The organism is Plantactinospora sp. ZYX-F-223, from assembly GCF_039649625.1.
GTDB lineage: Bacteria > Actinomycetota > Actinomycetes > Mycobacteriales > Micromonosporaceae > Plantactinospora.
The window spans coordinates 1-22,711 of record NZ_JBDJAV010000043.1; the positions used below are offsets into that span (position 1 = coordinate 1).

Annotated in this window: 17 protein-coding genes, 1 tRNA gene and 2 pseudogenes; 7 read left to right on the forward strand and 13 right to left on the reverse strand. The window is 71.8% G+C overall.

All coding sequences use genetic code 11. The annotated features are described in order from the left end of the window. Positions 1-706: 706 nt before the first annotated feature. From AAH979_RS33000 to AAH979_RS33010, 3 genes are all read right to left on the reverse strand, one after another. Positions 707-780: transfer RNA gene (locus tag AAH979_RS33000), tRNA-Met, on the reverse strand. Between the two features lie 105 nt (positions 781-885). Beyond that, positions 886-3,918 (reverse strand): UPF0182 family protein, encoded by a 3,033-nt coding sequence (locus tag AAH979_RS33005; protein WP_346262048.1) that lies wholly within the window; start codon positions 3,916-3,918, stop codon positions 886-888. Positions 3,919-4,105: 187 nt separating this feature from the next. Next, positions 4,106-5,122, reverse strand: coding sequence for a PDZ domain-containing protein (locus AAH979_RS33010; protein WP_346262049.1), 1,017 nt, complete (start codon positions 5,120-5,122; stop codon positions 4,106-4,108). A gap of 182 nt (positions 5,123-5,304) precedes the next feature. On the opposite strand from AAH979_RS33010, the gene AAH979_RS33015 reads away from it, so the two are divergent. Then, positions 5,305-6,516, forward strand: a complete 1,212-nt coding sequence (locus AAH979_RS33015) for a zinc-dependent metalloprotease (RefSeq protein ID WP_346262107.1) — start codon at positions 5,305-5,307, stop codon at positions 6,514-6,516. An 85-nt stretch (positions 6,517-6,601) separates the two neighbouring features. On the opposite strand, the gene AAH979_RS33020 is transcribed toward AAH979_RS33015, so the two are convergent. Both AAH979_RS33020 and AAH979_RS33025 read right to left on the reverse strand, forming a co-directional pair. Then, complete coding sequence (locus AAH979_RS33020; protein WP_346262050.1) at positions 6,602-7,201, reverse strand: hypothetical protein; 600 nt, start codon at positions 7,199-7,201, stop codon at positions 6,602-6,604. 76 nt (positions 7,202-7,277) lie between these two features. Continuing rightward, a complete protein-coding gene (locus AAH979_RS33025) occupies positions 7,278-7,808 on the reverse strand; it encodes a M48 family metallopeptidase (RefSeq protein ID WP_346262051.1) in 531 nt (176 codons plus the stop codon). Between the two features lie 514 nt (positions 7,809-8,322). On the opposite strand from AAH979_RS33025, the gene AAH979_RS33030 reads away from it, so the two are divergent. The 3 genes from AAH979_RS33030 (at position 8,323) to AAH979_RS33040 (ending at position 11,503) form a co-directional block, all read left to right on the forward strand. Then, entirely contained in the window at positions 8,323-8,490 is a 168-nt protein-coding gene (locus AAH979_RS33030; protein ID WP_165436864.1) for a DUF5679 domain-containing protein, read from the forward strand. Between the two features lie 225 nt (positions 8,491-8,715). Beyond that, entirely contained in the window at positions 8,716-9,837 is a 1,122-nt protein-coding gene (locus AAH979_RS33035; protein ID WP_346262052.1) for a hypothetical protein, read from the forward strand. Positions 9,838-10,111: 274 nt separating this feature from the next. Continuing rightward, complete coding sequence (locus AAH979_RS33040; protein ID WP_346262053.1) at positions 10,112-11,503, forward strand: AarF/ABC1/UbiB kinase family protein; 1,392 nt, start codon at positions 10,112-10,114, stop codon at positions 11,501-11,503. 116 nt (positions 11,504-11,619) lie between these two features. Here AAH979_RS33040 and AAH979_RS33045 read toward each other — a convergent pair whose 3' ends face one another. From AAH979_RS33045 to AAH979_RS33060, 4 genes are all read right to left on the reverse strand, one after another. Continuing rightward, positions 11,620-11,877, reverse strand: coding sequence for a hypothetical protein (locus AAH979_RS33045; protein WP_346262054.1), 258 nt, complete (start codon positions 11,875-11,877; stop codon positions 11,620-11,622). Position 11,878: 1 nt separating this feature from the next. Next, positions 11,879-12,244 (reverse strand): WhiB family transcriptional regulator, encoded by a 366-nt coding sequence (locus AAH979_RS33050; protein WP_101369728.1) that lies wholly within the window; start codon positions 12,242-12,244, stop codon positions 11,879-11,881. 133 nt (positions 12,245-12,377) lie between these two features. Then, the gene (locus AAH979_RS33055; RefSeq protein WP_346262055.1) at positions 12,378-12,635 is read right to left on the reverse strand and encodes a hypothetical protein; all 258 of its coding nucleotides are present in this window, start codon (positions 12,633-12,635) and stop codon (positions 12,378-12,380) included. 179 nt (positions 12,636-12,814) lie between these two features. Then, the gene (locus AAH979_RS33060; protein ID WP_346262056.1) at positions 12,815-14,983 is read right to left on the reverse strand and encodes an ATP-dependent DNA helicase UvrD2; all 2,169 of its coding nucleotides are present in this window, start codon (positions 14,981-14,983) and stop codon (positions 12,815-12,817) included. A gap of 138 nt (positions 14,984-15,121) precedes the next feature. Here AAH979_RS33060 and AAH979_RS33065 point away from each other — a divergent pair, with 138 nt between their 5' ends. Next, a complete protein-coding gene (locus AAH979_RS33065; RefSeq protein WP_278058540.1) occupies positions 15,122-15,367 on the forward strand; it encodes a mycoredoxin in 246 nt (81 codons plus the stop codon). A gap of 252 nt (positions 15,368-15,619) precedes the next feature. Here AAH979_RS33065 and AAH979_RS33070 read toward each other — a convergent pair. Next, positions 15,620-16,804, reverse strand: a pseudogene (locus tag AAH979_RS33070) (MFS transporter); the annotation flags it as partial. Between the two features lie 405 nt (positions 16,805-17,209). On the opposite strand from AAH979_RS33070, the gene AAH979_RS33075 reads away from it, so the two are divergent. Together AAH979_RS33075 and AAH979_RS33080 are read left to right on the forward strand one after the other, a co-directional pair. Beyond that, on the forward strand, positions 17,210-18,184 hold the full coding sequence (locus tag AAH979_RS33075; protein ID WP_346262057.1) for a helix-turn-helix transcriptional regulator: 975 nt from the start codon (positions 17,210-17,212) through the stop codon (positions 18,182-18,184). Positions 18,185-18,549: 365 nt separating this feature from the next. Beyond that, positions 18,550-18,783: pseudogene (locus tag AAH979_RS33080) on the forward strand (hypothetical protein); the annotation flags it as partial. A 282-nt stretch (positions 18,784-19,065) separates the two neighbouring features. Here the strand turns inward: AAH979_RS33080 and nudC are convergent. From nudC to AAH979_RS33095, 3 genes are read right to left on the reverse strand one after another with little or no spacing between them, the layout of a single operon-like run. Then, positions 19,066-20,037: an NAD(+) diphosphatase gene (gene nudC, locus AAH979_RS33085; protein ID WP_346262058.1), complete on the reverse strand. Its 972-nt coding sequence runs from the start codon at positions 20,035-20,037 to the stop codon at positions 19,066-19,068. After that, entirely contained in the window at positions 20,034-21,359 is a 1,326-nt protein-coding gene (locus tag AAH979_RS33090; RefSeq protein WP_346262059.1) for a pitrilysin family protein, read from the reverse strand. The genes nudC and AAH979_RS33090 overlap by 4 nt, the downstream gene beginning before the upstream one ends. Beyond that, positions 21,356-22,669, reverse strand: a complete 1,314-nt coding sequence (locus AAH979_RS33095) for a pitrilysin family protein (RefSeq protein ID WP_346262060.1) — start codon at positions 22,667-22,669, stop codon at positions 21,356-21,358. Before AAH979_RS33095 ends, AAH979_RS33090 begins: the two co-directional genes overlap by 4 nt. Between the last annotated feature and the right edge of the window lie 42 nt (positions 22,670-22,711).

Genomic DNA, 22,711 nt, shown 5'->3' on the forward strand with positions numbered 1-22,711 from the left:
GAGAGCCGGACGCCGTAGACCACGTCCGCCTGTCCGGCGCCCGGTACGCTGCGCCCGGCCACCCCGTACCAGGCGACGGCGGGCGAGTCGGAGAAGACTGCCTCTACCGCGTCGACCACTCCGGGTTGCGAGCCCTCGGCCGCCCGGCCGCCGTCGACCGTCAGAGCTGACGCCGTGCCGGGCCGATGCGCATCGAAGCACCTGATCTCCCACGTCGACGTGAGGGTAACCGTACGAGTTGCACGGTCAGGTGTAGCACCGGACCCGGACGTCGGTGTCGGCAAACACCCGACACTTGTGAGCATCTGGACGCGTAGGAGGCCAACCGGGCTGATCATCTCGTCAGCCATCTGCCATCGGCCCATCCCCGCGCATCCCGCCAGGACGGCCCTGAGGCGTGGACCGCACAAGCGCCGTCCAGAACGCCGGGAAGCCCGTACGGGCGCCGCCTCGGCCACTGGTGCGACGGCCGCACGGCCACCGCACCCCCGAGCCGCCCCCAACCTCAGCCAGCACCGAACCCTGGTCCAAACGACAGGTGCCGGGTCCGCCGACCCCGTGACACGGCCCACATCCCGCCTGAGACCACCTCGCTGTCGCCCTCTGCCGCGGGCTGACGCGGCGTCCGACGGACGAACGGCGGACAAATGATCAAGGGCCGGTTTTCGATTGCTCGAAAACCGGCCCTTGACCTGGTGTTCTTCTGTAGCGGGGACAGGATTTGAACCTGCGACCTCTGGGTTATGAGCCCAGCGAGCTACCGAGCTGCTCCACCCCGCGTCGGCTCGTTAACACTAGCGCACACCGCCCACGCCCCGCAAAACAGGGGGCGAACTACCCGGCGGCGACCATACCGTCGCCGCCGGAAAGCCGCGTACGACCTGGTCAGCCGCTCGGAGACGCCGGTGGCGGGCTGGGTGTGCCGCCGCTCGCCCCCGGTGAGCCGGCCGGGGCCGGAGACCCGCCCGGTGCCCGGTTGCCGGTCGCCGCCCGCTGGGCGTTCTGGAACTCGGTCATCGCGTCGTCGAGCGCCTTCAGCGCGCGCCCGTACCGCTCGAAGTCACCGGCGGTCTGGGCGGCCTTCACCTCGACGATCGCGGCCTGCACCTTGCTCGCCGCGGCGGCCAGTTCCGGAGTGAGCTGCGGATTGGTGTCCGCCGGTGGTGCCGTCGGGCTGGGCGTCGGGTTCGTGCCGCCGTCGGTCGGTGGCGGTGGTGGTGTCGGCGTCGTCGGGGCGGCCTTCTTGCCCTGCTCGACGAGCTGTTTGATGCCCTCTTCGATGCTGTTCGCCAGCACGACGTACTGGCCGCCGTCGCCGTACGAGATCAGCACCCGTTGCAGCAGCGGATAGGCGTTCGTCTGGTTGCTCTTCACGTAGACCGGCTCGACATAGAGCATGCCGTCACCGAAGGGCAGCGAGAGCAGGTTGCCGTACTGCACCTGGGCCTGGTTCGAGGAGAGCAGGTTGAGTTCCTGCCGGATGTTGGCGTTGTTGGTCATCTTCTGGTGCACCTGGACCGGCCCGGAGACCGCCGTCTGGTCGGGCAGTTCCAGCACCTCCAACCGGGGCTGGCCGTTCAGGTACGACCCGCTGATCAGCGCGGCGAGATTCTGCCGGCCGGCCGGGGTGACCGCCGAGGTGAGCTGGAAGCGTGGCGCCTCCTGCCCCGGCAACTGGGTGTAGAGGTAGTACGGCGGCTGCTTCTCACCGGAGTCCGGCGCGTCCGGCGCGTTCGGCACCTCCCAGAAGTCCTGCCCGGAGAAGAACTCGGACGGGTCCGTGACGTGGAACTTCGCCAGCAGGTTGCGCTGCACCTTGAACAGGTCGGCCGGGTAGCGGAAGTGTGCCGCCAGGTCGGCCGGGATCTCCGACTTCGGCTTCACCAGGTCGCCGCCGAACGCCTTGTTCCAGGCCTTCAGCACCGGGTCGGTCTCGTCGTACTCGTAGAGGTTCACCGTGCCGTCGTACGCGTCGACGGTCGCCTTCACCGAGTTCCGGATGTAGTTGACGTCCTCCCGGGCGAGTTCGAAGGTGCCCAGCCCGGTCAGCTCGTCGGCGGTCTGCTCCTGGAGATTCACCTGCTCCGCGTACGGGTAGGTGGCCGCCGTGGTGTAGCCGTCGATGATCCACTGGATCCGCCCGCCGACCACCGCCGGGTAGGGGTCGCCGTCCAGGGTGAGGAACGGCGCGACCTTCTCCACCCGCTCCCGGGGGTTACGCACGTAGAGCAGCTTGGAGTTGTCGTTGATCGCGCCGGAGAGCACGAAGTTCGGCTCCTGCTCCTTGATCGCGTAGAGCAGCCGGCGCCCGAAGGAGCCGATCTCGACCCCGCCCGAGCCGGTGTAGGTGTAGTACTGCTCGCCACCGTCCCGGCCGGTCGGCCGGTCGAACTCGACCGGGTTGTTCCCCTCGGTCTGCCCGACGATCGCGTAGTCGCTGCCGTCCATCTGCTCGCCGTAGTAGATCCGCGGCTGGGTGGCCGGGATCGTCTCGGTCGACGAGGAGCACGCCTCCTCGGCGCGCTCACCGAGGAAGCCGGAGACGAAGTACGGCTGCCCGCCGCAGACCACCTGGTTGGCGGGCGCGCCAACCAGGCCGTACCCGTGGGTGAAGACGGTGTGCCGGTTGATCCAGTTGCTCTGCTGGTCGGTCAGCTCCAGGTAGTTGATCTCCCGCATCCCGACGACGTAGTCCTGGGTCTCGCCGTTGACCTGGTAACGGTCGATGTCGAGCTTCGGGCCGAAGTCGTAGAAGCCGCGCACCTGCTGGAGCTGGGTGTAGGTCTCGGAGACCAGTTGCGGGTCCAGCAGCCGGATGTTCGGCACCACCGAGGTGTCGGTGGCCAGCGACTCCGGCGGCTTCAGGTTCGCCGCGTTGTACGGCGCCATCACGGTGTTGGCGAGCCCGAACGAGTCCCGGGTGGCCGTGATGCTCCGCTCGATGTACGCGGCTTCCTTGTCCTTGACGCTCGGCTTGACCTCGAAGGTCTGCACCGCCCACGGGTAGATGCCGCCGATCGCCACGGCCGAGATGCCGAGCAGGGCGAGCGAGATGCCGGGCCAGACCAGGTTCCGGATGAAGGCGTTGGAGAAGAGGATGATCGCCAGCGCGACCACCACCGAGATGTACGCCAGGATCTCCTTGGCCGGCAGCAGCGCGTTGATGTCGGCGTAGCCGGCGCCGTACAGGTTGACGCCCTCGTTGAACTCCAGCAGCATCGCCCGCCGGTCGAGCACGTACGCCAGCGCCTTGAGCAGCACGAAGACCGCGACCAGCGTGGTCAGGTGGGCCCGGGCGGCGCTGGTCATCCGGTCGCCGACGCCCTGTAGCCGGACCCCGCCGAAGATGTAGTGCATCGCCAGCGAGCCGATCACGGCCAGCACCACGGCGGTGAAGCCGACGCCGAGCAGATAGCGCAGGAACGGGAACTGGAAGACGTAGAACCCGATATCGATCTTGAATTCCGGGTCCTCGATGCCGAAGCTCTGCGAGTTGCGGAATAGCATCCACTGACCCCAACGGGTCTGTGCGGAGAGACCGGCGAAGAGTCCGACGATCACCCCGATCGCGACCAGCCAGGTGCCGATCCGGGGCGCCAGCACCGAACGGTAACGTTCCAGGGTCACCTGCTCCGGCGAATTCGGCCGGAGCACCGGCCGCAGTCGGTAGGCCAGCCACATGTTGCCGCCGACCAGCAGCGCCATGGCCAGACCGATCCCGACGAAGAGCAGGATCCGGGTGACCAGCACTCCGCTGAAGACCCGGGTGTACTGCACCTCGTCGAACCAGAGCCAGTCGGTCCACGCCTGCACGCCCCAGCCGAGCAGGGTGAGGAGCAGGAACACCCCGAGGAGTACGCCGACCGTGACGCGACCGCGTCGACTCATTCTTGGTAGGGGGCTGCTACGCATGACCACTGTTGGCTCCGCACCTTCGGCAATGACCGGCTCTGATCAGAGCACCTAGACTACGGGGTATTCCTGAGTCCGATCGGTCCCCCGTCGGGGCAGCCGGAAACGACCGGTCAACCGGGCGGGACTCGCGGTCGCCGGAGCGGTCACATCGGCGCCGGACAGTAGCCCGACCCTGACACTGCGCGACGATTCAGCACTTCGGCGGCTCGCCCCCGGCGCTGATCGTCTCCAGTGCGCTCAGCGCCTCGTCGAGGGTCCCGACCCGGGCCATCGGCAGCCCCGACTGGGCGTTGCGGACGGCCTCCTCGCAGTTGCCGGCCGGTACGAGGAAATACTTCGCGCCCGCCTTCTTCGCGCCAACCAGCTTCTGCGGAATACCACCGATCGGGCCGACCTCACCCAGGTCGTTGATGGTGCCGGTGCCAGCGATGATCTTTCCGCCGGTCAGGTCCTCGGTCCGGATCTTGTCGATGATGCCGAGTGCGAACATCAGCCCGGCACTCGGCCCGCCGATGTCCCCCAGGTCGATCTTCAGCTCGAACGGGTGCGGCTGCCGCTGCTCGATCTCCACGCCGATCCGCGGCGGGTTGTTGTCGGTGGCGGCGCTGACGATGGTCGCGGTGGCCTGCTTGCCGTCCCGGGTATAGCCGATCTTCAGCGCCGAGCCGGCCGGGCGGGCCCGGATCAGGTCGGTGAGGCTGCTCGCCACCACCACCGGCTTGTCGTCGACCGAGGTGATCACGTCACCCACCTTGAGGATCCCCTCCGACGGGGCACCCGCGGTGACGGCCTTGACCACGACCTGCACCGGATAGCCGAGCTCGCGCAGCGCCGCGGTCTCGGCGCTGGTCTGCGAGGCGGCGAAGTCCTCCGCGTTGCGCTCCTCCACCTGCTGCTGGGTCTGCCCCGGCGGGTAGATCAACTCGTACGGCACCACGGCCTCGTCCGAGGAGAACCAGCCGGCGATCGCGGAGAGCAGCTTGACGTCGGGCTGCACGCCGACCGTGGTCAGCCGGAGTTGTCCGGCCGACGTCGAGGTCTCCCGGCCGGAAACCTGGATCACCTCTTTGTCGTCCTGCCGGCCCAGCGTGTCCACCGTCGGCCCTGGACCGAGCACGACGTACGGGATCGGGGCGGCGAGCACGCCGACACTGAGCAGGGCGGTGATCACCGCGCCGAGCAGAACCGTGACACCGCGACGTCTCATGGCCGCCAAGCGTACCCAGAAGGCACCTCCGGGCCGGTCAGTGAACCCCAGGTTCGCCCTCGGCGTGACACCTGGGCGGGCGGCGCACCCCCTGGCGCGCGTACCGTGGACGGGTGCCTGATATTCCGTTCGGCTTCGCCCTGCCGGGTGGCCAGCCGCCCGACCCCAACGACCCGCAGCAGATGCAGCAGTTCATGGCGCAGCTGCAGCAGCTGCTCGCCGCGCCGGGCAGCGGCCCGGTCAACTGGGACCTGGCCCGCCAGGTCGCGGCCAGCCAGCTCTCCTCGGCCGGCGATCCGGCCGTGACTCCGTACGAGCGCAACGCCGTGGAGGAGGCGCTCCGGCTGGCCGACCTGTGGCTCGATCCGACCTCGGCACACCCCTCCGGGATCCGCAGCTCGGTCGCGTGGAACCGGAACGAGTGGATCTACAAGACGCTGGACGTCTGGAAGAAGCTCTGCGACCCGGTGGCCGGGCGGATGGTGGCCGCGATGGGCGACCTGGTGCCGCCGGAGGCCCGGTCGCAGCTCGGCCCGATGCAGTCGATGCTGACCACGCTGGGCGGGGCGCTCTTCGGCGGCCAGCTCGGGCAGGCGCTCGGCTCGCTCGCCGCCGAGGTGCTCTCGGCCGGCGACATCGGCCTGCCGCTCGGCCCGGCCGGCACGGCCGCGCTGCTGCCGGCAAACATCCGGGCGTACGGCGAGGGCCTCGAGCTACCCGAGGACGAGGTACGCCTCTACGTCGCCCTGCGCGAGGCCGCCCACCAGCGACTCTTCCAGCACGTACCGTGGCTGCGCGGCCACGTCCTGACCACCGTCGAGATGTACGCCACCGGCATCACGGTGAACCGGGAGGCGATCGAGGAGGCGATGGGCCGGCTCGACCCGATGAATCCGGAGTCGGTGCAGGCGCTCTCCGTGGAGGGCATCTTCACCCCGGAGGACACTCCGGCGCAGAAGGCCTCGCTGGCTCGGCTGGAGACCACGCTCGCCCTGGTCGAGGGCTGGGTGTGCCACGTCGTCGACACCGCCGCCGCCGAGCGGCTGCCGAACGTGAACCGGCTCGCCGAGGCGTTCCGCCGGCGCCGGGCCGCCGGTGGTCCGGCCGAGCAGACCTTCGCCGCGCTGGTCGGACTGGAGCTGCGACCCCGCCGGCTGCGGGAGGCCGCCGCGCTCTGGGCGGCGCTCAGCGAGCACCGGGGCATCGCCGGCCGGGACGCGCTCTGGGGACACCCGGACCTGCTCCCCGCCGAGGAGGACTTCGCCGACCCGGACACCTTCGCCCGGTCCCAACTCGACCTCGGCGACCTGGACGACTTCGACTTCGGCACACCGGAATCCGAGGGCGACTCCGGTGAACCCGATCCAGGCTCGGAGCGGCGCGACCCGGAGTGACCGACGCTCCAGGGCGCGAGGAGTGACTGACCCACGCGGCCCTCGGGGCGTGAGACGTGGCTGGCCCACGCCTTCGGGGGCGAGGTCAGCCGCCGAGCAGCACCCGGGTGGTGTCCCAGCCCTCGACCGCAGGATCGAGGGTCGCGAGGTCGGCCGGGGTACGGAGCCGGCGCCAGCCCGGGGCCACCGCCACCTCGGCCGGTCGCGGCGCGGCGGCACGCACCTGGTCGACCTCGGCGGTGTCCAGGTCGAGTTCCGGCAGCCAGTCCGGCACGGGTAGCCGGGCCGCCAGGCCGAGCAGCCCGGGACCGGGATTCGTCGCCGGGGCGACCGCGATCCGACGGCTGGTCAGCGGGCGGAGCAGCTTGCCGAGGATCAGGCCGGGCACGTCGGGCGCGTCGGCGACCAGCACGGCGGCCTGGTCGTAGCCGTCCCGGGCCGCCGCGTCCAGCGCGGCACCGACCCGGTTGGCCGGCAGGTCGTACACCGGCATGCCGGGCCAGGCGACCGCCTCGGCCAGCGGGCGGTCGGGCGCGGTGGCGGCGATCGCCGGCTCCACCTCGGCCAGGGTGGCGACCAGGTCGACCACGTCCTCGGCGAGCGCGGCCCGCCAGCGGGCCGGATCGGTCCCGGGCGGCGACCAGGCGACGGGGCCGAGCATCACCACGATCAGACGGCGGGTCACCCGCCGACCTTACCGACCTGCCGGACCCGGCACCCCGCGCGGCCGCACCGGCCGGTTCAGCCGCACCGGTACGGGCTCAGTCCGGCAGGACGATCCCGGCGGTCGCCGCGACGCCCTCCAGGTAGCCCCGGGCCCGTTCCGTCTTCGGATAGCGCCCGACCAGTTCCCAGAACCGCGCGTTGTGACTGGGCACGACGAGGTGGGTCAGCTCGTGCAGCAGCACGTAGTCGATCACCCAGTCCGGCATCTCCTGGATCCGGTGCGAGATCCGGATCGTCCGGTCGGCCGGGGTGCAGGAGCCCCACCGGCCGTTCTGGTTCGTCACCCACCGGACGCTGGCCGGTACCGCCATCCGGCCGTGCTCGCTCAGGTAGCGGTCGATCAGCCGGCGGGACCGGAGCAGCAACTCCTCGTCGGAACGTCCGAGCCGCTCCTCCCGGGCCGCGAGCCGGGCGAGCATCCGGTCCACCCACTCGGTCTCCTCGGCGCGGGAGAACTGGTCGGGGATCAGCACCACGACCCGCTCGCCGTCCCGGTACGCGGACACCGTCCGGCGCCGACGCTGACTGCGCCGTACCTCGACGACCGGCTTCCGCAACCCCGCCATTAGCGGCCCGCGCAGCCCCGGGTTTCGTTCACGATGGAAAACTAATGCGTACTGACCAGGTCACCGCAAGAGTCAACCCGCAGATAGCCGCCGGAAAAATACCAGTTGGCGGTGAACCGTCCGGAAAAAATTCATTGCGGTGATCGTCTGCGTACCCATGATCAGCCGGTTCCGGGCTCCGCGGAGGCGTACGGCCGAGCGCCGGAGGCAACGGTAAACGATCATCCCCCGGTCCCGCCAGGCACCCCCGATCAGCGATCTGACGCGGTTCATCCGGCGTGTCCCTGCGAAACTGACTTATCCGACCTATTCCGGCATGCACACTCTGGGCGTCGGCTTCCTCACAGTGTCGACAGATCGCTGACATGGAACTGCCCAGAACTGGGTAGGGTCCGCGGACCGGCGGTCACATCGGTGACCGCGGAGAAACCCCAGCGCTGGCGCCTACGTGGCCGCCCGCCGCCGGGCGCACGTCAGGCTCGCGAGAGCCGGCGGATGAGACGAGGAGGGCACCGTGGCCGAGAAGGCCCAGACCTACAACGGGTACTGCGTGAAGTGCAAGGAAAAGCGTGACTTCGAGGGCAACGTCGAGGTTTCCAAGACGGGCATGAACATGGCCAAGGGCAAGTGCCCGGTCTGTGGCACGACCGTCAACCGGATCCTCGGCAAGGCCAAGGTCTGATCATCGAGAAGTACGCGGAACTGCGGGAAGGGGTGGCCTGACGCCACCCCTTCCCGCTTTCACTGTCGCGCTGCGGACACCCGCTGTGATGTCCGCGCGGCGACAAAAGTTACCCGTGGGTTGTGGATAACACCCCAGATCCTGTGGATAGGGCAGTGCACAGCGTCCACCCGCTGTGGACAACCGCCGCCTGCCCGCACCCGGGCGGTGACAGCGTGTTGCCCCATGACCAGAACCGTGCTGCCCCGCCCCACCCTGCTGCCCGGCCTCGCCCGACTCTGGCGTGACCGGCACACCCTGCAACTCGGCCTCGACCCCCGTCGCGCGGTCCTGCTCGAGGTCGCCAATCCGGCCGCCGCCCGGCTGCTCGACCTGCTCGACGGCAGCCGCAGCGAGCGTGCCGTCCTGGACCACGCCGTCACGATCAACGTGTCCCGCGACGACGCCCGTACCCTGATCGACACCCTGCGCGCCGCCGGCCTGGTGGTCGCCGCGCACACCCTGCTCCCCACCGACCTGCCCGAGCCGGCCCGGCAGCGACTCTCCGCCGAGGCGGCGGCGCTCGCCCTGCACGGCCGGGACTCGCCCGGCACCCCCGCCCAACTGCTCCGGCGGCGAGCCGCGGCCCGGATCGTGGTGACCGGTCTGGGCCGGCTCGCCGCCCCGGTGGCGGTGACCCTGGCCCAGGCCGGCGTCGGACAGGTGCACCCGGACCTGCGGGGCCGGGTCCGGCCGGCGGACACCACCGGCAGCGGGCTGCTGGCCACCGACGTACGCCGGCCGAGCGCCGCCGCCGTCGCGGACGCGATCGCCCGGGCCGCCCCCGGCACCGCGACCCGACCCGTCCGGCGCGGTCGTGCCGACCTGGTGGTCCAGGTCGGGGCGGACCGCCCCGCCGGACTGCTCGCCGCCGGCTACGCCCAGCACCGGCAGGCGCACCTGCTGCTGACCATGCGCGACGGCGTCCCGGTCGTCGGCCCGCTGGTCCGGGCCGCCGGATCACCCTGCCTGAACTGCGTCGACCTGCACCGGCAGGACCGCGACCCGGGCTGGCCCGGCCTCGCCGCCCAGTTGGCCGGCGGTGACGGCCAGGAGCCCTGCCTCACCGCGACCCTGGTCACGGCGGTCGGCTACGCGGTCGGCGAGGTCCTCACCTTCCTCGACGGCGGTACCCCGGAGACGGTCGGCGGGGCGGTCGAGGTGACCGGTGCCGGTCGGCTGCGCCGCCGCACCTGGCCGCCGCACCCGGCATGTGGCTGCACCGCGCGTCGGCGCGGAACGCCGCCCCGTCGCGCCCCACGTGCTCCGGAAACCCCACCCGGATCCCCGGACCCGGGTCCCGACTGAATCCCTCTCCGGCTGAACCGCCCGACGTTGTCCGCCGCCCGCGGAGACCGGCGGTGCTCCCGGAGCGGCGGAACCGCCCAGCCGGGCGGAACTGCACCGGGTCGCACGAACACCGGACCAGCGCGACGGCCGCGCCCAGCCGGGTACGCCGGGGGACGGTGGGGCGGATTCCGCCGCCCGGATCGGGCGGTGGCCGGTCGACGGCGACCAGGACGTGGCCTGAGCCACCCGCTGACGGCGGACCGGATCTCGTCGAGTCGGTAACAATGATCTGGTGACCGACATCCCGCGCCGCGCCGTCTCCCGGACCGCCAAGCTCGCCGCTCTGCCGCTCGGCTTCGCTGGCCGGACCGTCCTCGGCGTGGGCAAGCGGGTCACCGGCCTCGCCTCCGAGGTGATCTCCAACGAGATCCAGCAACGCACCGCCGAGCAGCTCTTCAGCGTGCTGGGCCAGCTCAAGGGCGGGGCGATGAAGTTCGGACAGGCGCTGTCCGTGTTCGAGGCGGCCCTGCCCGAGGAGGTCGCGGCGCCGTACCGGCAGGCGTTGACCAAACTCCAGGAGGCGGCCCCGCCACTGCCGGCGGCCAGCGTGCACAAGGTGCTCGCCGAGCAGCTCGGGCCGGACTGGCGGTCGTTGTTCGTGGAGTTCGACGACAAGCCGGCCGCCGCCGCCAGCATCGGCCAGGTGCACCGGGCGATCTGGAAGGTCGAGGGCGGCGGCACGCCGGCCGTCCGGCGGCGCGGCGCGAAGGCGGCGGCCAAGACGGGTACGCCGACCCCGGCCGGTCGACCGGTCGCGGTCAAGGTGCAGTACCCGGGCGCCGGCCCGGCGCTGCTCTCCGACCTGAAGCAGCTCTCCCGGCTCGGTGCCATGTTCCGGGCGATCCAGCCCGGCCTGGACATCAAACCGCTGCTCAGCGAGTTGCGCGAGCGGATCAGCGAGGAGTTGGACTACGAGCTCGAGGCGGAGTCGCAGCGGGTCTTCGCCGCCGCGTACGCCGACGATCCGGAGATCTTCGTCCCCGGCGTGGTCGCGGCCGCGCCCCGGGTGCTGGTCACGGACTGGGTCGAGGGCACCCCGCTGTCAGCGATCATCGACTCGGGATCCGAGACCGACCGGGACCAGGCCGGCCGGCTGATGGCCACCCTGCACTTCTCGGCGCCGATGCGCGCCGGGCTGCTGCACGCCGACCCGCACCCCGGCAACTTCCGGCTGCTGCCCGACGGGCGGCTCGGCGTGATCGACTTCGGTGCGGTGGCCCGGCTGCCCGGTGGGCACCCGGAGCCGATCGGCCGGCTGGTCCGGCTCGCCCTGGCCGGTGACGCCGAGGCGGTGGTCGCCGGGCTGCGCGAGGAGGGCTTCATCCGGCTCGACTCCCCGATCGACGCCCAGGCGGTACTCGACTTCCTGATGCCGATCCTGCAACCGCTCTCGGTCGAGGAGTTCCGGTTCACCCGGGCGTGGCTGCGGGTCGAGGCGGCCCGGCTGGCCAATCCGCGCTCCCCGGCGTACCAGCTCTCGCGGCAGCTCAACCTGCCGCCGTCGTACCTGCTGATCCACCGGGTGACGCTCGGTTCGATCGGGGTGCTCTGCCAGCTGGAGGCGAAGGCGCCGTACCGGGGCATCGTGGAGCGCTGGCTGCCCGGGTTCGCCCCGGTGGCCTGACCGGCAGTCGCATAACGACGCCGAGCCGGTCGCGGCGGAGGGCGTACCCCCGCCGGGACCGGCCCGGCTGTGTGGATGTCAGATTCGGTTACCTACCGACGGCCTCGGCCGACGGCTCACAGGATGCCCAGCTCGCGGGCGGCCCGGCGACGGGCCTCCAGCGCGATGGTGCGGGCGGATCGGGTTGCCTCAGTGCTCGTGGTGCTACGACCGGCCTGAGGCAGGCGCATTCGAGCCCGTGACAACGCTTCGTGGATGAGATGCATCTTGGTGGCTCCGTCTCGGATGGGCATGGCAGTGATGGTTTTCGACACCGCGGCCATCGCGGTGTCCGGCGCCGATACCAGACCGGCGTTCGTACGGATCGGGTTCATGTCAGGCCGCCAACCGGACCGCACTGCGCGACTCGGCAAGGCCACTGGCCGCCAGCCGCGCCTGGGCCTCGACCCGCAGCGCCGCGTCACGGGCGACGTCCTCCTTGCGCGGGCGACCACGGGGCCGCTTGCGCGGAACGACCGCGCCACGCTCGAAGATCTCGCCGCCCCAGACGCCCCACGGCTCCTCCCGCTCCACCGCACCGGCGAGGCACTCGACGCGCAGCGGGCAGTCCCCGCAGAGCGACTTGGCCAGCTCCAGCTCGGCAGGCGAGTCGGCGAACCACAGGTCGGGGTCGAACTTCCGGCAGGGCAGGTTCGCCTCCAGCTCGACGTTCGCGTCGAGGGGGGCCAACGCCAGACTCATCGCCCGGTCACCTCTCTCTCGTTTCGATCTCGTAGATCGCTGTTCCGACTTACTTCGGCAGTGCGGAAATGACTAAGGCCGCGGATCCCGGTGTACGGGGTCCGCGGCCTCGAGGTGAGCCGGCTGGTCTGTGTTAGACCGGTCTCCCTCGAGGTGGAACCCCGCTGACATCCATCCGCTTGACGCCGACGCGGATGCCATTGCCCGTGAATCCATTGGTCCCCTGGCGCTGCGCGGACGCGGGGGCCTGAACCAGCTCGGCCTGGATCAGGGCCTGGTGCGCCTGCGAGTGCTGGAGGAGTTCAGTGATCAGCATGCAGCCGACCTCTGACACCGGAGCTGGGGCAGCAGGCAGCGCCCACGGTCGCTGGGTGACATAGGTCGTCCCCATTGGGGCCACCTCCTGACTCTCGCTCGTCGCCAACATCGGACTCATCCCCCTCTTGAGCAGCCAGAAAGCCGCCGCTCGCGAGGTGTGCCATGAGGCTATTCCTCCTCCGGGCACGAGGGCAAACGAATTACGGCGAGATCTCGGAACTTTCTTCTGACGCCCGCCGAGGGCCCCTCGGCTCAGCCCGGCGCCGGCTCGGTCGGCTCCGCCGTCAGCAGCACGTCGTCGACCCGGACGCCGTCGATCAGGGCGAGCACGGCGTCGCCGTACAGGGCGACCTTGCGGGGGCCGATCCCGGCGATGGCCAGCAGTTCCGCCGGGCGGCTGGGGCGGCGTTCGGCCAGCGCGAGCAGGGTGGCGTCGGTGAAGACCACGTACGCGGGCACCTTCTGCGCCCCGGCGACCCGGGCCCGCCAGTCGCGCAGCCGGTCGAGGAGTTCGGAGTCCAGATCGGACGGGCAGGTGGCGCAGCGGCCGAGTTTGCGGTCCGCGCCGGCCAGCAGGGTCGCCCCGCAGACCCGGCAGGAGAGGACCTGGGTACGTCGACGGTCGGGTTTCCGACTGCCGCCGGGCGCCTCGACGGTGCGTCCACCGCCGGAACGGTCGAACTGGGGCAGAAACCGGCACGGCCGCCGGGCCCGGCCCCCGGGCGAGCGCGCCGAGGCGTACGACAGCCAGAGCCACTGGCGGGCCCGGGTCACCCCGACGTAGAGCAGCCGGCGCTCCTCCTCCACCTGTTCGACGGTCTTGGCGTAGCTGGTTGGCAGCGTGCCGTCGGAGAGCCCGACCAGGAAGACCGCGTCCCACTCCAGCCCCTTCGCCGAGTGCAGGGAGGCCAGCGTCACGCCCTCGACCGTCGGCACGTGCTGCGCGGCGGCCCGCCGGGACAGCTCGGCGCAGAAGTCCGCCAGCGTCACCGGCCGCTCCACGCTGGCCGCCTCGCCGAGCGGCAGCACGACCGGGGTGGCGGCGTACTCCTCGGCGAGCTGTACCAGGGCGGCCAGCGCCTCCCAGCTCTCCCGGGCCGCGCCGCCCGGCGGGGGCTGGTCGGGCGCCCAGCCGACCGCGGACAGCGCCTCGACCACGGCCGGGACCAGCGGCATGTCCCCGGGCGTCGACCGGGTCGCGGCGCGGAGCGCGACCAGCGCCTGCCGGATCTCGGCCCGCTCGAAGAAGCGTTCGGCGCCCTGGACCTGGTACGGCACCTCCGCCTCGGCCAGCGCCTTCTCGTACGCCTCGGACTGCGCGTTGGTCCGGAACAGCACGGCGATCTCCCGGGCCGGCGTACCGGCGGCGATCAGGTCACGACAGCGCACCGCCACCGCAGCGGCCTCGGCCGGCTCGTCCGGGAAGATCCGCAGGTCCGGCTCGGCGCCCGGCGGTCGCTGCCCGACCAGTTCCAGCCGCAGCCGCGCCTCGGCACCCCGGGCCTGCTTGATCACCGCGTTGGCCAGCCCGACCACCTGCGGGGTGGAGCGGTAGTCCCGGACCAGCCGGACCACCACCGCGTCCCGGCGCTGCCGGGGAAAGTCGATCAGGTACGCCGAGGTGGCACCGGTGAACGAGTAGATCGTCTGACTGGCGTCGCCGACCACGGTCAGGTCGTCCCGGCCGCCCAGCCAGGCGTCGAGCAGGCGCTGCTGGAGCGGGTTGACGTCCTGGTACTCGTCGACGACGAAGTGCCGGTACTGCGCCCGGATCTGCTCCGCGACGTCCGGGTGCTCCTCGATCCCCCAGACCGCCGCCCGGAGCATGTCCTCGAAGTCGATCACACCGTTGGCGCGTTTGACCTTCTCGTAGCCGGCGTAGACCTCGGCCACCTTTGCCGGATCGTGCGGCGTCTCGCGCAGCGCCTTGGCCGCCGCCACCACGTACTCCCCCGGCTCGACCAGGGACGACTTGGCCCACTCGATCTCGCCGGCCAGGTCCCGCGCGGCGGCCCGGTCGGTGCGCAGCCCGGCCCGGGCGGCGGCCAGGGTGACCAGCCGGACCTTGCTGTCCAGCAGCTCGGGCATCTCCCGGCCGGCGAGCAGCCGGGACGCGAAGTACCGTACCTGGCGCAGCGCGGCACCGTGGAACGTCCGCGCCTGCACCCCCGGTACGCCGAGCGCGCCGAGCCGGGCCCGCAGCTCGGCGGCGGCCCGGGCGGTGAAGGTGACCGCGAGCACATGCCGGGCGGCGACCTCTCCGGCCGTCACCCGGTACGCGATCCGGTGCGTGATCGCCCGGGTCTTGCCGGTGCCGGCGCCGGCCAGAATGCAGACCGGCCCGGCCGGAGCGGTCACCGCGGTGCGCTGTTCCGGGTCGAGTCCGGCCAGGATCCGTTCCACGCGAGAGTCAGCCGCCACAGGTAGGAATCATGGCAGCCCCTCCCGACGTTGCACCTTTAGCCTGTGTGATCGACAACCCGTCCGATCCGACGTCCGACCGGGGCCGAACCGGCCGGGCCTGGCTGGGAACGATTGAGCACCGCGGAGGTCTCGACGATGTTGACGATGTATTCCACGTCCTGGTGCGGCTACTGCCACCGGCTCAAGTCACAACTGGACCGGGAGGGCATCGGCTACACGGTGGTGGACATCGAGCAGGATCTGGCCGCCGCGGAGTACGTGATGAGCGTCAACGGCGGCAACCAGACCGTACCGACGGTGCGCTTCGACGACGGTTCGGCGCTGACCAACCCGTCGATCGTCGACGTCAAGAAGCACCTGGCCGCGCTCGCCGGAAGCTGACCCGGTCGGCGGTGGGCCCGGCGCGGCCCACCGCCGTCCGCGCGTCACTCAGCGGGGCCGGCGTCCCGGGGCCGGCGACGCCTCCGAGGACCGGCCGTCGGCCGGCAGCACCGGCGGCCTGACCGGGTCGGCGGTCACGCCGTCGCCGATCGGCGCCACGGCGGGCACGCCCGAGGCGGGTGGAACGTCGGGCAGGATCACATCGGGAGCCGGCACGCCCCCTGGCCCGCCGGGTCGGGCCGCCGTACCGGTGGCGGGCGGCGCGGAGAGCCCCCGACCCGCCCAGAGGTATCCGGCCGCCATCGTCATCACCACCGCGATCACCACGAAGAGCAGCCGGTAGTCGACGAAGCCGACCAGCAGCGCGCCGGTGCCGATCGAGATCGCCTGCGGGCCGCTGATCAGCGCCTCCGAGGCGGCGGCGACCCGGCCGAGCAGCGGACCCGGGGTGCGGCGCTGGATCAGCGTGTTCAACCCGACGAACGCGATCGGCAGGCCGAAGCCGAGCAGCACCAGGGCGACGAAGGCCAGCCAGATCGTCGGGTACGCCAGCAGCAGCGCACCGGGCGCGAAGAGCGCCACCCCGACGGCCAGCGCGGCCAGCTCGCCGAACCGGCGCACCACGGCCGGGGAGGAGAGTCCGCCGAGCACCCCGCCGATGCCCTGCACCGTGACCAGCACCCCCACGAAGCCCGGTTCCCGGCCCAGCCCCTGGTCCACGTACGCGAAGATCAGCGACTCGCTGAACCCCATCACCAGTACGGCCAGCGCGGCGCCGACGACCGCCCGGCGCAACGCCGGCTCGCCGAGCATGTGTCGCAGTCCCGCACCGACCTCGGTCACCCAGCGGAGTTGGCCGGGACCGGGCCTCCGCTCGGCGATCCGCAGCGCGGAGACCGCGCAGGCGGCGGCGACAAAACCGATCATGCCGACCGTCGGCAGCGTCCAGCCGCCCGCTCCGGTGTAGAGAGCCGCCCCGGCCAGCGGGCCGACCAGCCGGAGTCCCTGCTTGACGGTCTGCAGCGCGCCGTTCGCCTGGGCCATCAGCTCCTCGGGCACGATCTGCTTGATCAGCCCGTTCAGCGTCGCGCCGAGGGCGACGTAGGAGAGCCCGTACAGGGCGCCCACCACGTAGATGATCCAGACGTCGGTGCGGTCCCGGACCAGGAACAGCGGGGTGAGTACCACCGCGGTGGCGAGGTTGGCGACCAGGAAGAACGGGCGTCGCCGGAACCGGTCGACCACCCAGCCGACGATCGGGGCCAGGGCCATCGGCGCGACCATGGCGAAGATGGTGGCGCCGGCCATGCCGTCCGAACCGGTCAGGTCCTTCACCCAGACAGCCAGCGCCAATAGCATGATCGACTCTGCCGTCATGCTGAACACGAGCCCGGCGAAGAGCAGCCGGAAGTCGGGGCGACGCAGGATGGTTCGCATGCGAGGGGTCCCTTTCGAGGTGGCGGCGAGCCGCTCGGGGACCGCGGACACCCGGAGGTCAACGTGATCGCCGCCGGGTGGATCGCGGACGCCGGGTCGCCCGCGGCGGCTGTTCGCCGTACTGGTTTGGGGGCGCGTTCTCTCCGGTGGCGTACGGCGCGGTCGTCGTTGTGAGCATTCGTCGCAGTCGATGGTGGTGGGGGTGGCTGGTCGCGCGCGGGGCTCGATCGGCTATCCGACGGCAGGGCCGGAAGCGTCCCGGAAAGCCCTCTCCATTTAGACACGCCGTCACCGTCCGACGGCACGCCGTGAAGAACGGGCGGCATACTGGACCGCCGGGGGCGCGACCTGGACGGTCCGCACCTGCCCGGCGACGGGCTCGAAGCGATCGAGAGCGAGGATCCAGTGCCTCCTGCTCAACCCAGCCCGATCCTGCGGCGGCGCAGGCTCGGCACGGAACTGCGCAAGCTGCGGGAGTCCGCCAAGCTCACCGGCGACCAGGTCATCGAGGCGGTGGGCTGGGCGTCGGCGTCCAAACTGTCCCGGCTGGAGAACGGCCGCAGCCGGCCCGACCTGCGCGACGTCCTCGACCTGCTGGACCTCTACAAGGTCACCGGGCCGTTGCGGGACGAGCTGACCGCGATCACCAACGAGGCCGGCGACATCCGGGGCTGGCTGCGCTCGTACGCGACGATGACGCCGCGACAGCGCGGCTACGCCGAACTGGAGGCCGGCTGCGCGGAGATCCGCGAGTACAGCCCGGTGATCGTGCCGGGTCTGTTGCAGACCAAGGCGTACGTCAACCTGCGGATCCTCTCCTCACGGCAACTCGTGGACGACCCCGACACCGACGACACCGAGGACGCCGAGACCGAGGTGGCGGCCCGGCTTGCCCGGCAGTCGCTGCTCACCCGCGAGCCCGAGCCGCCCCGCTATTCGGCGGTGATCGAGGAGGCCGCGCTCGGCGGCCGGGCCGGCCCGCGCGAGGTGCTGCGCGCCCAACTGATCCAGTTGCGCAAGCTCGCCGGGCTGCCCAACGTGACGCTCCAGGTGCTGCTCACCGACCAGACCATCGCGGACTGGTACCTGCCGCACACCGGGTTCTCGCTCTACCGCTTCGCCGAGCCGCAGGATCCGGAGACCCTGGCGATCGAGGGGCTGGCCACCAACCTGATGGTGACCGACCCCAAGGAGATCGCCACCTATTCGATGGTCTTCGAGTGGCTCCAGGAGGCGGCGCTCAGTCCGGACGAGACGATCACCTGGTTGACCGACATGGCGGGGCAGCGCTCGTCGGCCCCCCGGAAGCCGGCCAGCCGCGACCCGGGGATGCCGCCCACCCAGCGGAGTCGCCGCTCCGGCCGGCTGACCGAACAGTAGTCCCGGCCGAGCTCGCCTCGGGCGCCGGCCGATCCGGGCCAGCAACCGTACACACACGAGTCACAAGCCGCCGGCTCCCGCTCCGGGAGCCGGCGGCTTCGCCGTACCCGCGACGGCGCCGACCCGGGCTCGCCGTCGCATCGCCGGACTGCTCCGGTCAACCACGTGCTGACCTCGCGTTTCACCGGCAAGGCGTTGACCCAGCGTCACCTGATCGGACGAGCAACTACTCCAATCGGCGCGTTTCACTTGCCCACCGGCCAAGAATGGGTGAACATAGCCGAAGGGGGACGTGGAAGTTCCACGTAATGGCTTCGTTAGGTAATCGCAGGATCATCGTCCGTCACCGGCCTTCGGAGACACCCATGCGGTTTCTAATCGTTCGCACGGACATCCGTGCTGCCGCTGACGACGAGTTGGCCGCTGCCTGGGCGCAGGGGGAGCGCCTCCGCGACGAGCAGACCTCCCCGGAGCAGCGCCGTCAGATCGTCCGCGCCGAGGACCGGGACGCCGCCCTGCTGCTCGCCCGGGCGCTGTCCAGTGTGGGCGCGGTCCGGTCCGGACGCCAGCGGGTCAAGGTGGTACCGGTGGGCGAGCCCGACCGGCGGCAGCGGAACAGCCCGTTCCGGGACCAGGCCGGTGACCGGGTCCTGCCGGGCGACCCCCACAGACCGGCCGAGTTCGGCCCGCCGGCCGACGGGGACCCGCAACCCAGAAACCTCGGCCCGCAGTCGAGGTTCGGTTAGACGACCGTCGTCGTCCGGGTGGCGTCCCCCGCCACGTACCATGCCTGGCCCGGCAGCGACGGCCTATGATCTTGGCCCGTGATCGTCGCGGCAACGACGGTCGCGGGCCAAGATTTTGGGCACGGCCCGGCCCGACTACCGGCCGTCCTCCAGCCAACTGCGGATCAGGAACAGCGCGATCGACGACGGCGGTGGCAACGCCAACCGGAGCCCGTCACCGACCTCGACCGCCTGCCCGGCCAGCACCGCGGCGATGTCCCGGCGGCTGAACCAGCCCGCGTGCGCGATCTCCGCCGGATCCAGCCGGATCGGCCGCTCCGGGTCGGCGAGGGCGAAAAAGCCCAGCATCAGCGAGCCCGGGAACGGCCAGGACTGGCTGGCGACGTACCCGATGTGGTGCGGGACCAGGCCGACCTCCTCGGTGACCTCCCGGACCACCGCGTCCTCGGCCGACTCGCCCGGCTCCACGTAGCCGGCGAGGCAGGAGTACCGGCGCAGGTCCCGCTCGGACCGCCAGGCCGCGTTGTTGCCGAGCAGGCACCGCCCGCCGGGGCCGGAGACCCCGTCGTGCACCAGCACGATCATCGCCGGATCAGTACGCGGCCAGAGCTGATTGCCCGCCTCGTCCCGCCGGGACCAGCCCGCGTCCCCGACCACCGTGGGCAGCCCGGTCAGCGACGAGTACAGGTGCCGGGCGTGCCAGTTCGCCAGCGCCACGGCGGTGGTGAAGAGGCCGGCGTCCCGGTCACTGAGCAGGTGGCCGACCTCGCGCAGGTTCGCCGGCCGGGTGCCGGCCAGTTCCGGCAGCGGCGCGTCGACCGCGAAGACCGGTACCCCGTCCGGCTCGACGCCGAGGAAGAGCCGGGCCCCCGGGGCGCTGTCCCGGGCCGCGTCCGGGCCGAGCAGGATCAGCTCCGGCTTGTCGCCGACCGAGCCGACCAGGGTCCGGCCGCCGTTCGCCACATCCACCAGCAGCACCCGGGCCCGCTGCCAGGCGTCGGCCAGCCACCGCGGGTCGGTACGCCGGTGCGCGGCGCGGTCGAGCGTGGACCGGGCCAGCGGTGGATGACCGGCCGGCAGGTCCGTCGGCGGTAGGCCAGAGGTCACGATCCCGCGGCCTCGGTCCGGACCGGTCCCAGCACGCCGAGCGGCGCCTCGACCTGGCCGGCGTCGCCGAGCACCACCGTGACCGCCCGGGCCGGAGCCAGATATTTCGCCGCCGCCGTGGCGACGTCGTCCCGGGTCGCCTTCGCCAGCCGGGCCGCGTGCTCGGCCAGGAACTCCAGCCGCAGCCCGGAACCGGCGTACGCGCTGGCCACCGCCGCCAGCCCGGCCTGGGTCGAGATGCCGAGCTGGAGGGTGCCGAGGGCGTACTGGCGGGCCTGCTCCAGCTCGTCCTCCTTCGGCGGCAGCGAGGCCAGCCGGCCCAGCTCGTAGATCGTCTCCAGCAGAGCCGGCCCGGTCACCTCGGTGGCGACCTCGGCCGAGACCACCAGCGTCGACCCGGCGACCGAGTGCTCGATCGTGGAGTGCGGCCCGTACGTGTAGCCCTTGTCCTCGCGGATGTTCTCCACCCACCGGGACGAGAAGTAGCCGCCGAAGACCAGGTTGGCCAGTTGCAGCGCGGCGTGGTCGGGATGGGTCCGCGGCACCGCCGGCAGCGCCAGCCGGACCGACGACTGCACCGAGCCGGGCCGGTCCATCAGCAGCAGCGGCCCCGGCTCCAGCGGCGGGGTCGGCGGCAGCTCACCCGGGGCGCCGTCCCCGGTCCAGCCGCCCAGGGCCCGCTCCGCCGCGTCCAGCGCCTTCGCCGGCTGCACGTCGCCGACCAGCAGCAGGATCGCCCCGGTCGGCCGTACCCGGGCGGCGTGCAGGCTGCGCAACGCCGCCGGCCGGACCGCCTCGACCTGCTCCGGCTCCGGGGTCTGCACCGCGTACGGGTGCTTGCCGTACATCCGCTTCAGCAGCGCCTTGCGGACCAGGTGGGTCGGCTGGCTCTGCGCCATCCGGATCCCGTCGATCAGCCGGGCCCGCTCGGTGGCGACCTCGTCGTTCGGGTAGGTCGCCCCGGTAGCCACCTCGGCGAGCAGCTCCAGAATCCGGTTCAGTCCGGTGGAGAGGCCGGTGCCGGAGATCATCAGGCGGTCTGCGTCGACCCCGGCGGAGAGCCCACCGCCCACCTTCTGCAACTCGGCGGCGAGCTGCACCGAGGTCATCGTCTCGGTGCCGGAGAGCAGCGTCTGGGACATCATCAGGCCCCGGGCCAGGTGGGCCCGGCCGAACGGCACCCAGAGCCGCAGCTCCACCAGCGGCACCGCCGGCCGGCGCAGCACGATCACGGTCAGCCCGTTGGGCAGGGTGTGCTCGACCTCGCGGGGCAGCTTGAGCTTGCGGTTCGGCCCGAGCGGGGGCAGCGTACGGACGGTCACCTGACACCTCCACCGGGAACGACCTCGACGGCGGCCCGGCGCTGCGGTCGCAGGGTGGCGGCCGCTGCCCGCACCTGCTCCTCGGTGACCTCGCCGACCAGCCGGGGCAGCTCGCCCAGCAGCTCCGGATCACCCCGCTGCTGCTCCAGTACCGCCATCTGGAGCGTCCGGCCGAGCACCGCGTCGGTCTCCCGGAGCAGGTGGGTGGCCATCCGGGCCTGGGTCCGGGCCAGCTCGTCGGCGGCCAGTCCGTCGGTGGCGAGCCGGTCGAGTTCCTCGTCGATGGTCTGGAGCACCTTCTCCACCGCGCCGCCGGGCGGCAGGTGTGCCTGGAGTACCAGCGCGGTCGGGTCCCGTACGTCGAACGGGTCGCCCATCAGCCCGAGGTAGCCGCCGACGCTGGTCACCGTGCGGTCCCGCAGCACCAGCCGCTCCACCAGCCGGGACGCGTCGCCGTCGGTGAGCACCTCGGCCAGCACCACGTACGGCAGGTAGCCGGCGGAGTCGCCGATCGGGTCCGGTACCCGCCAGGCCGCCGCCACCGCCGGCAGCGGCGCCAGCTTGTCGGTGTACGCCTGGCGCCGCTCCCCGGTCAGGTCCGGCTCGGCGAAGTCCGGCCGGGCCGGGGCGGGCCGGGCCGGCACGTCCCCGAAGTGCCGCTCGATCAGCGCCGTCGCCTCCGCCACGTCCAGGTCCCCACCGACCGCGAGCACGGCGTTGCCGCAGGCGTAGTACCGGTCGAAGAAGTCGGTCGCGTCGGCGATGCTGGCGCTCTCCAGGTCGTCGAAGGAGCCGTACCCGTCGTGCGCGTTGGCGAACGTGTCGAACATGACCGGCGGGAGCCGCAGCCACGGAAAGCCGCCGTACGGCCGGTTCAGCACGTTGACCCGGATCTCCTCCTTCACCACGTCGACCTGGTTGCGGAGGTTCTCCTCGGTCAGCCGCGGCCCGCGCATCCGGTCCGCCTCCAGGAAGAGGGCCCGCTCCAGCGCGTTGCTCGGCAACGTCGCCCAGTAGTCGGTGTAGTCGAGGTGGGTGGAGCCGTTGAAGGTCCCGCCGGCGCCCTGGACGTGCCGGAAGTGCGCAAGCTTCTCCAGGTTTTCCGAGCCCTGGAACATCAGGTGCTCGAAGAGGTGCGCGAAACCCGTCCGGCCCTCCGGTTCCGACCGGATGCCCACGTCGTAGAGGACCGCCACGCCGACCACCGGGGCGCTGCGATCCGGGGCCAGCACCACCCGCAGGCCGTTGTCGAGGGTGAACCGCTCGACCGAATGCTTCGTCGCTGGAATTCTCGATCTTCCCGCCGCCACGAACCGACCCTAGCGCGTCCGGTCACCACCGGTGGCGGGGCT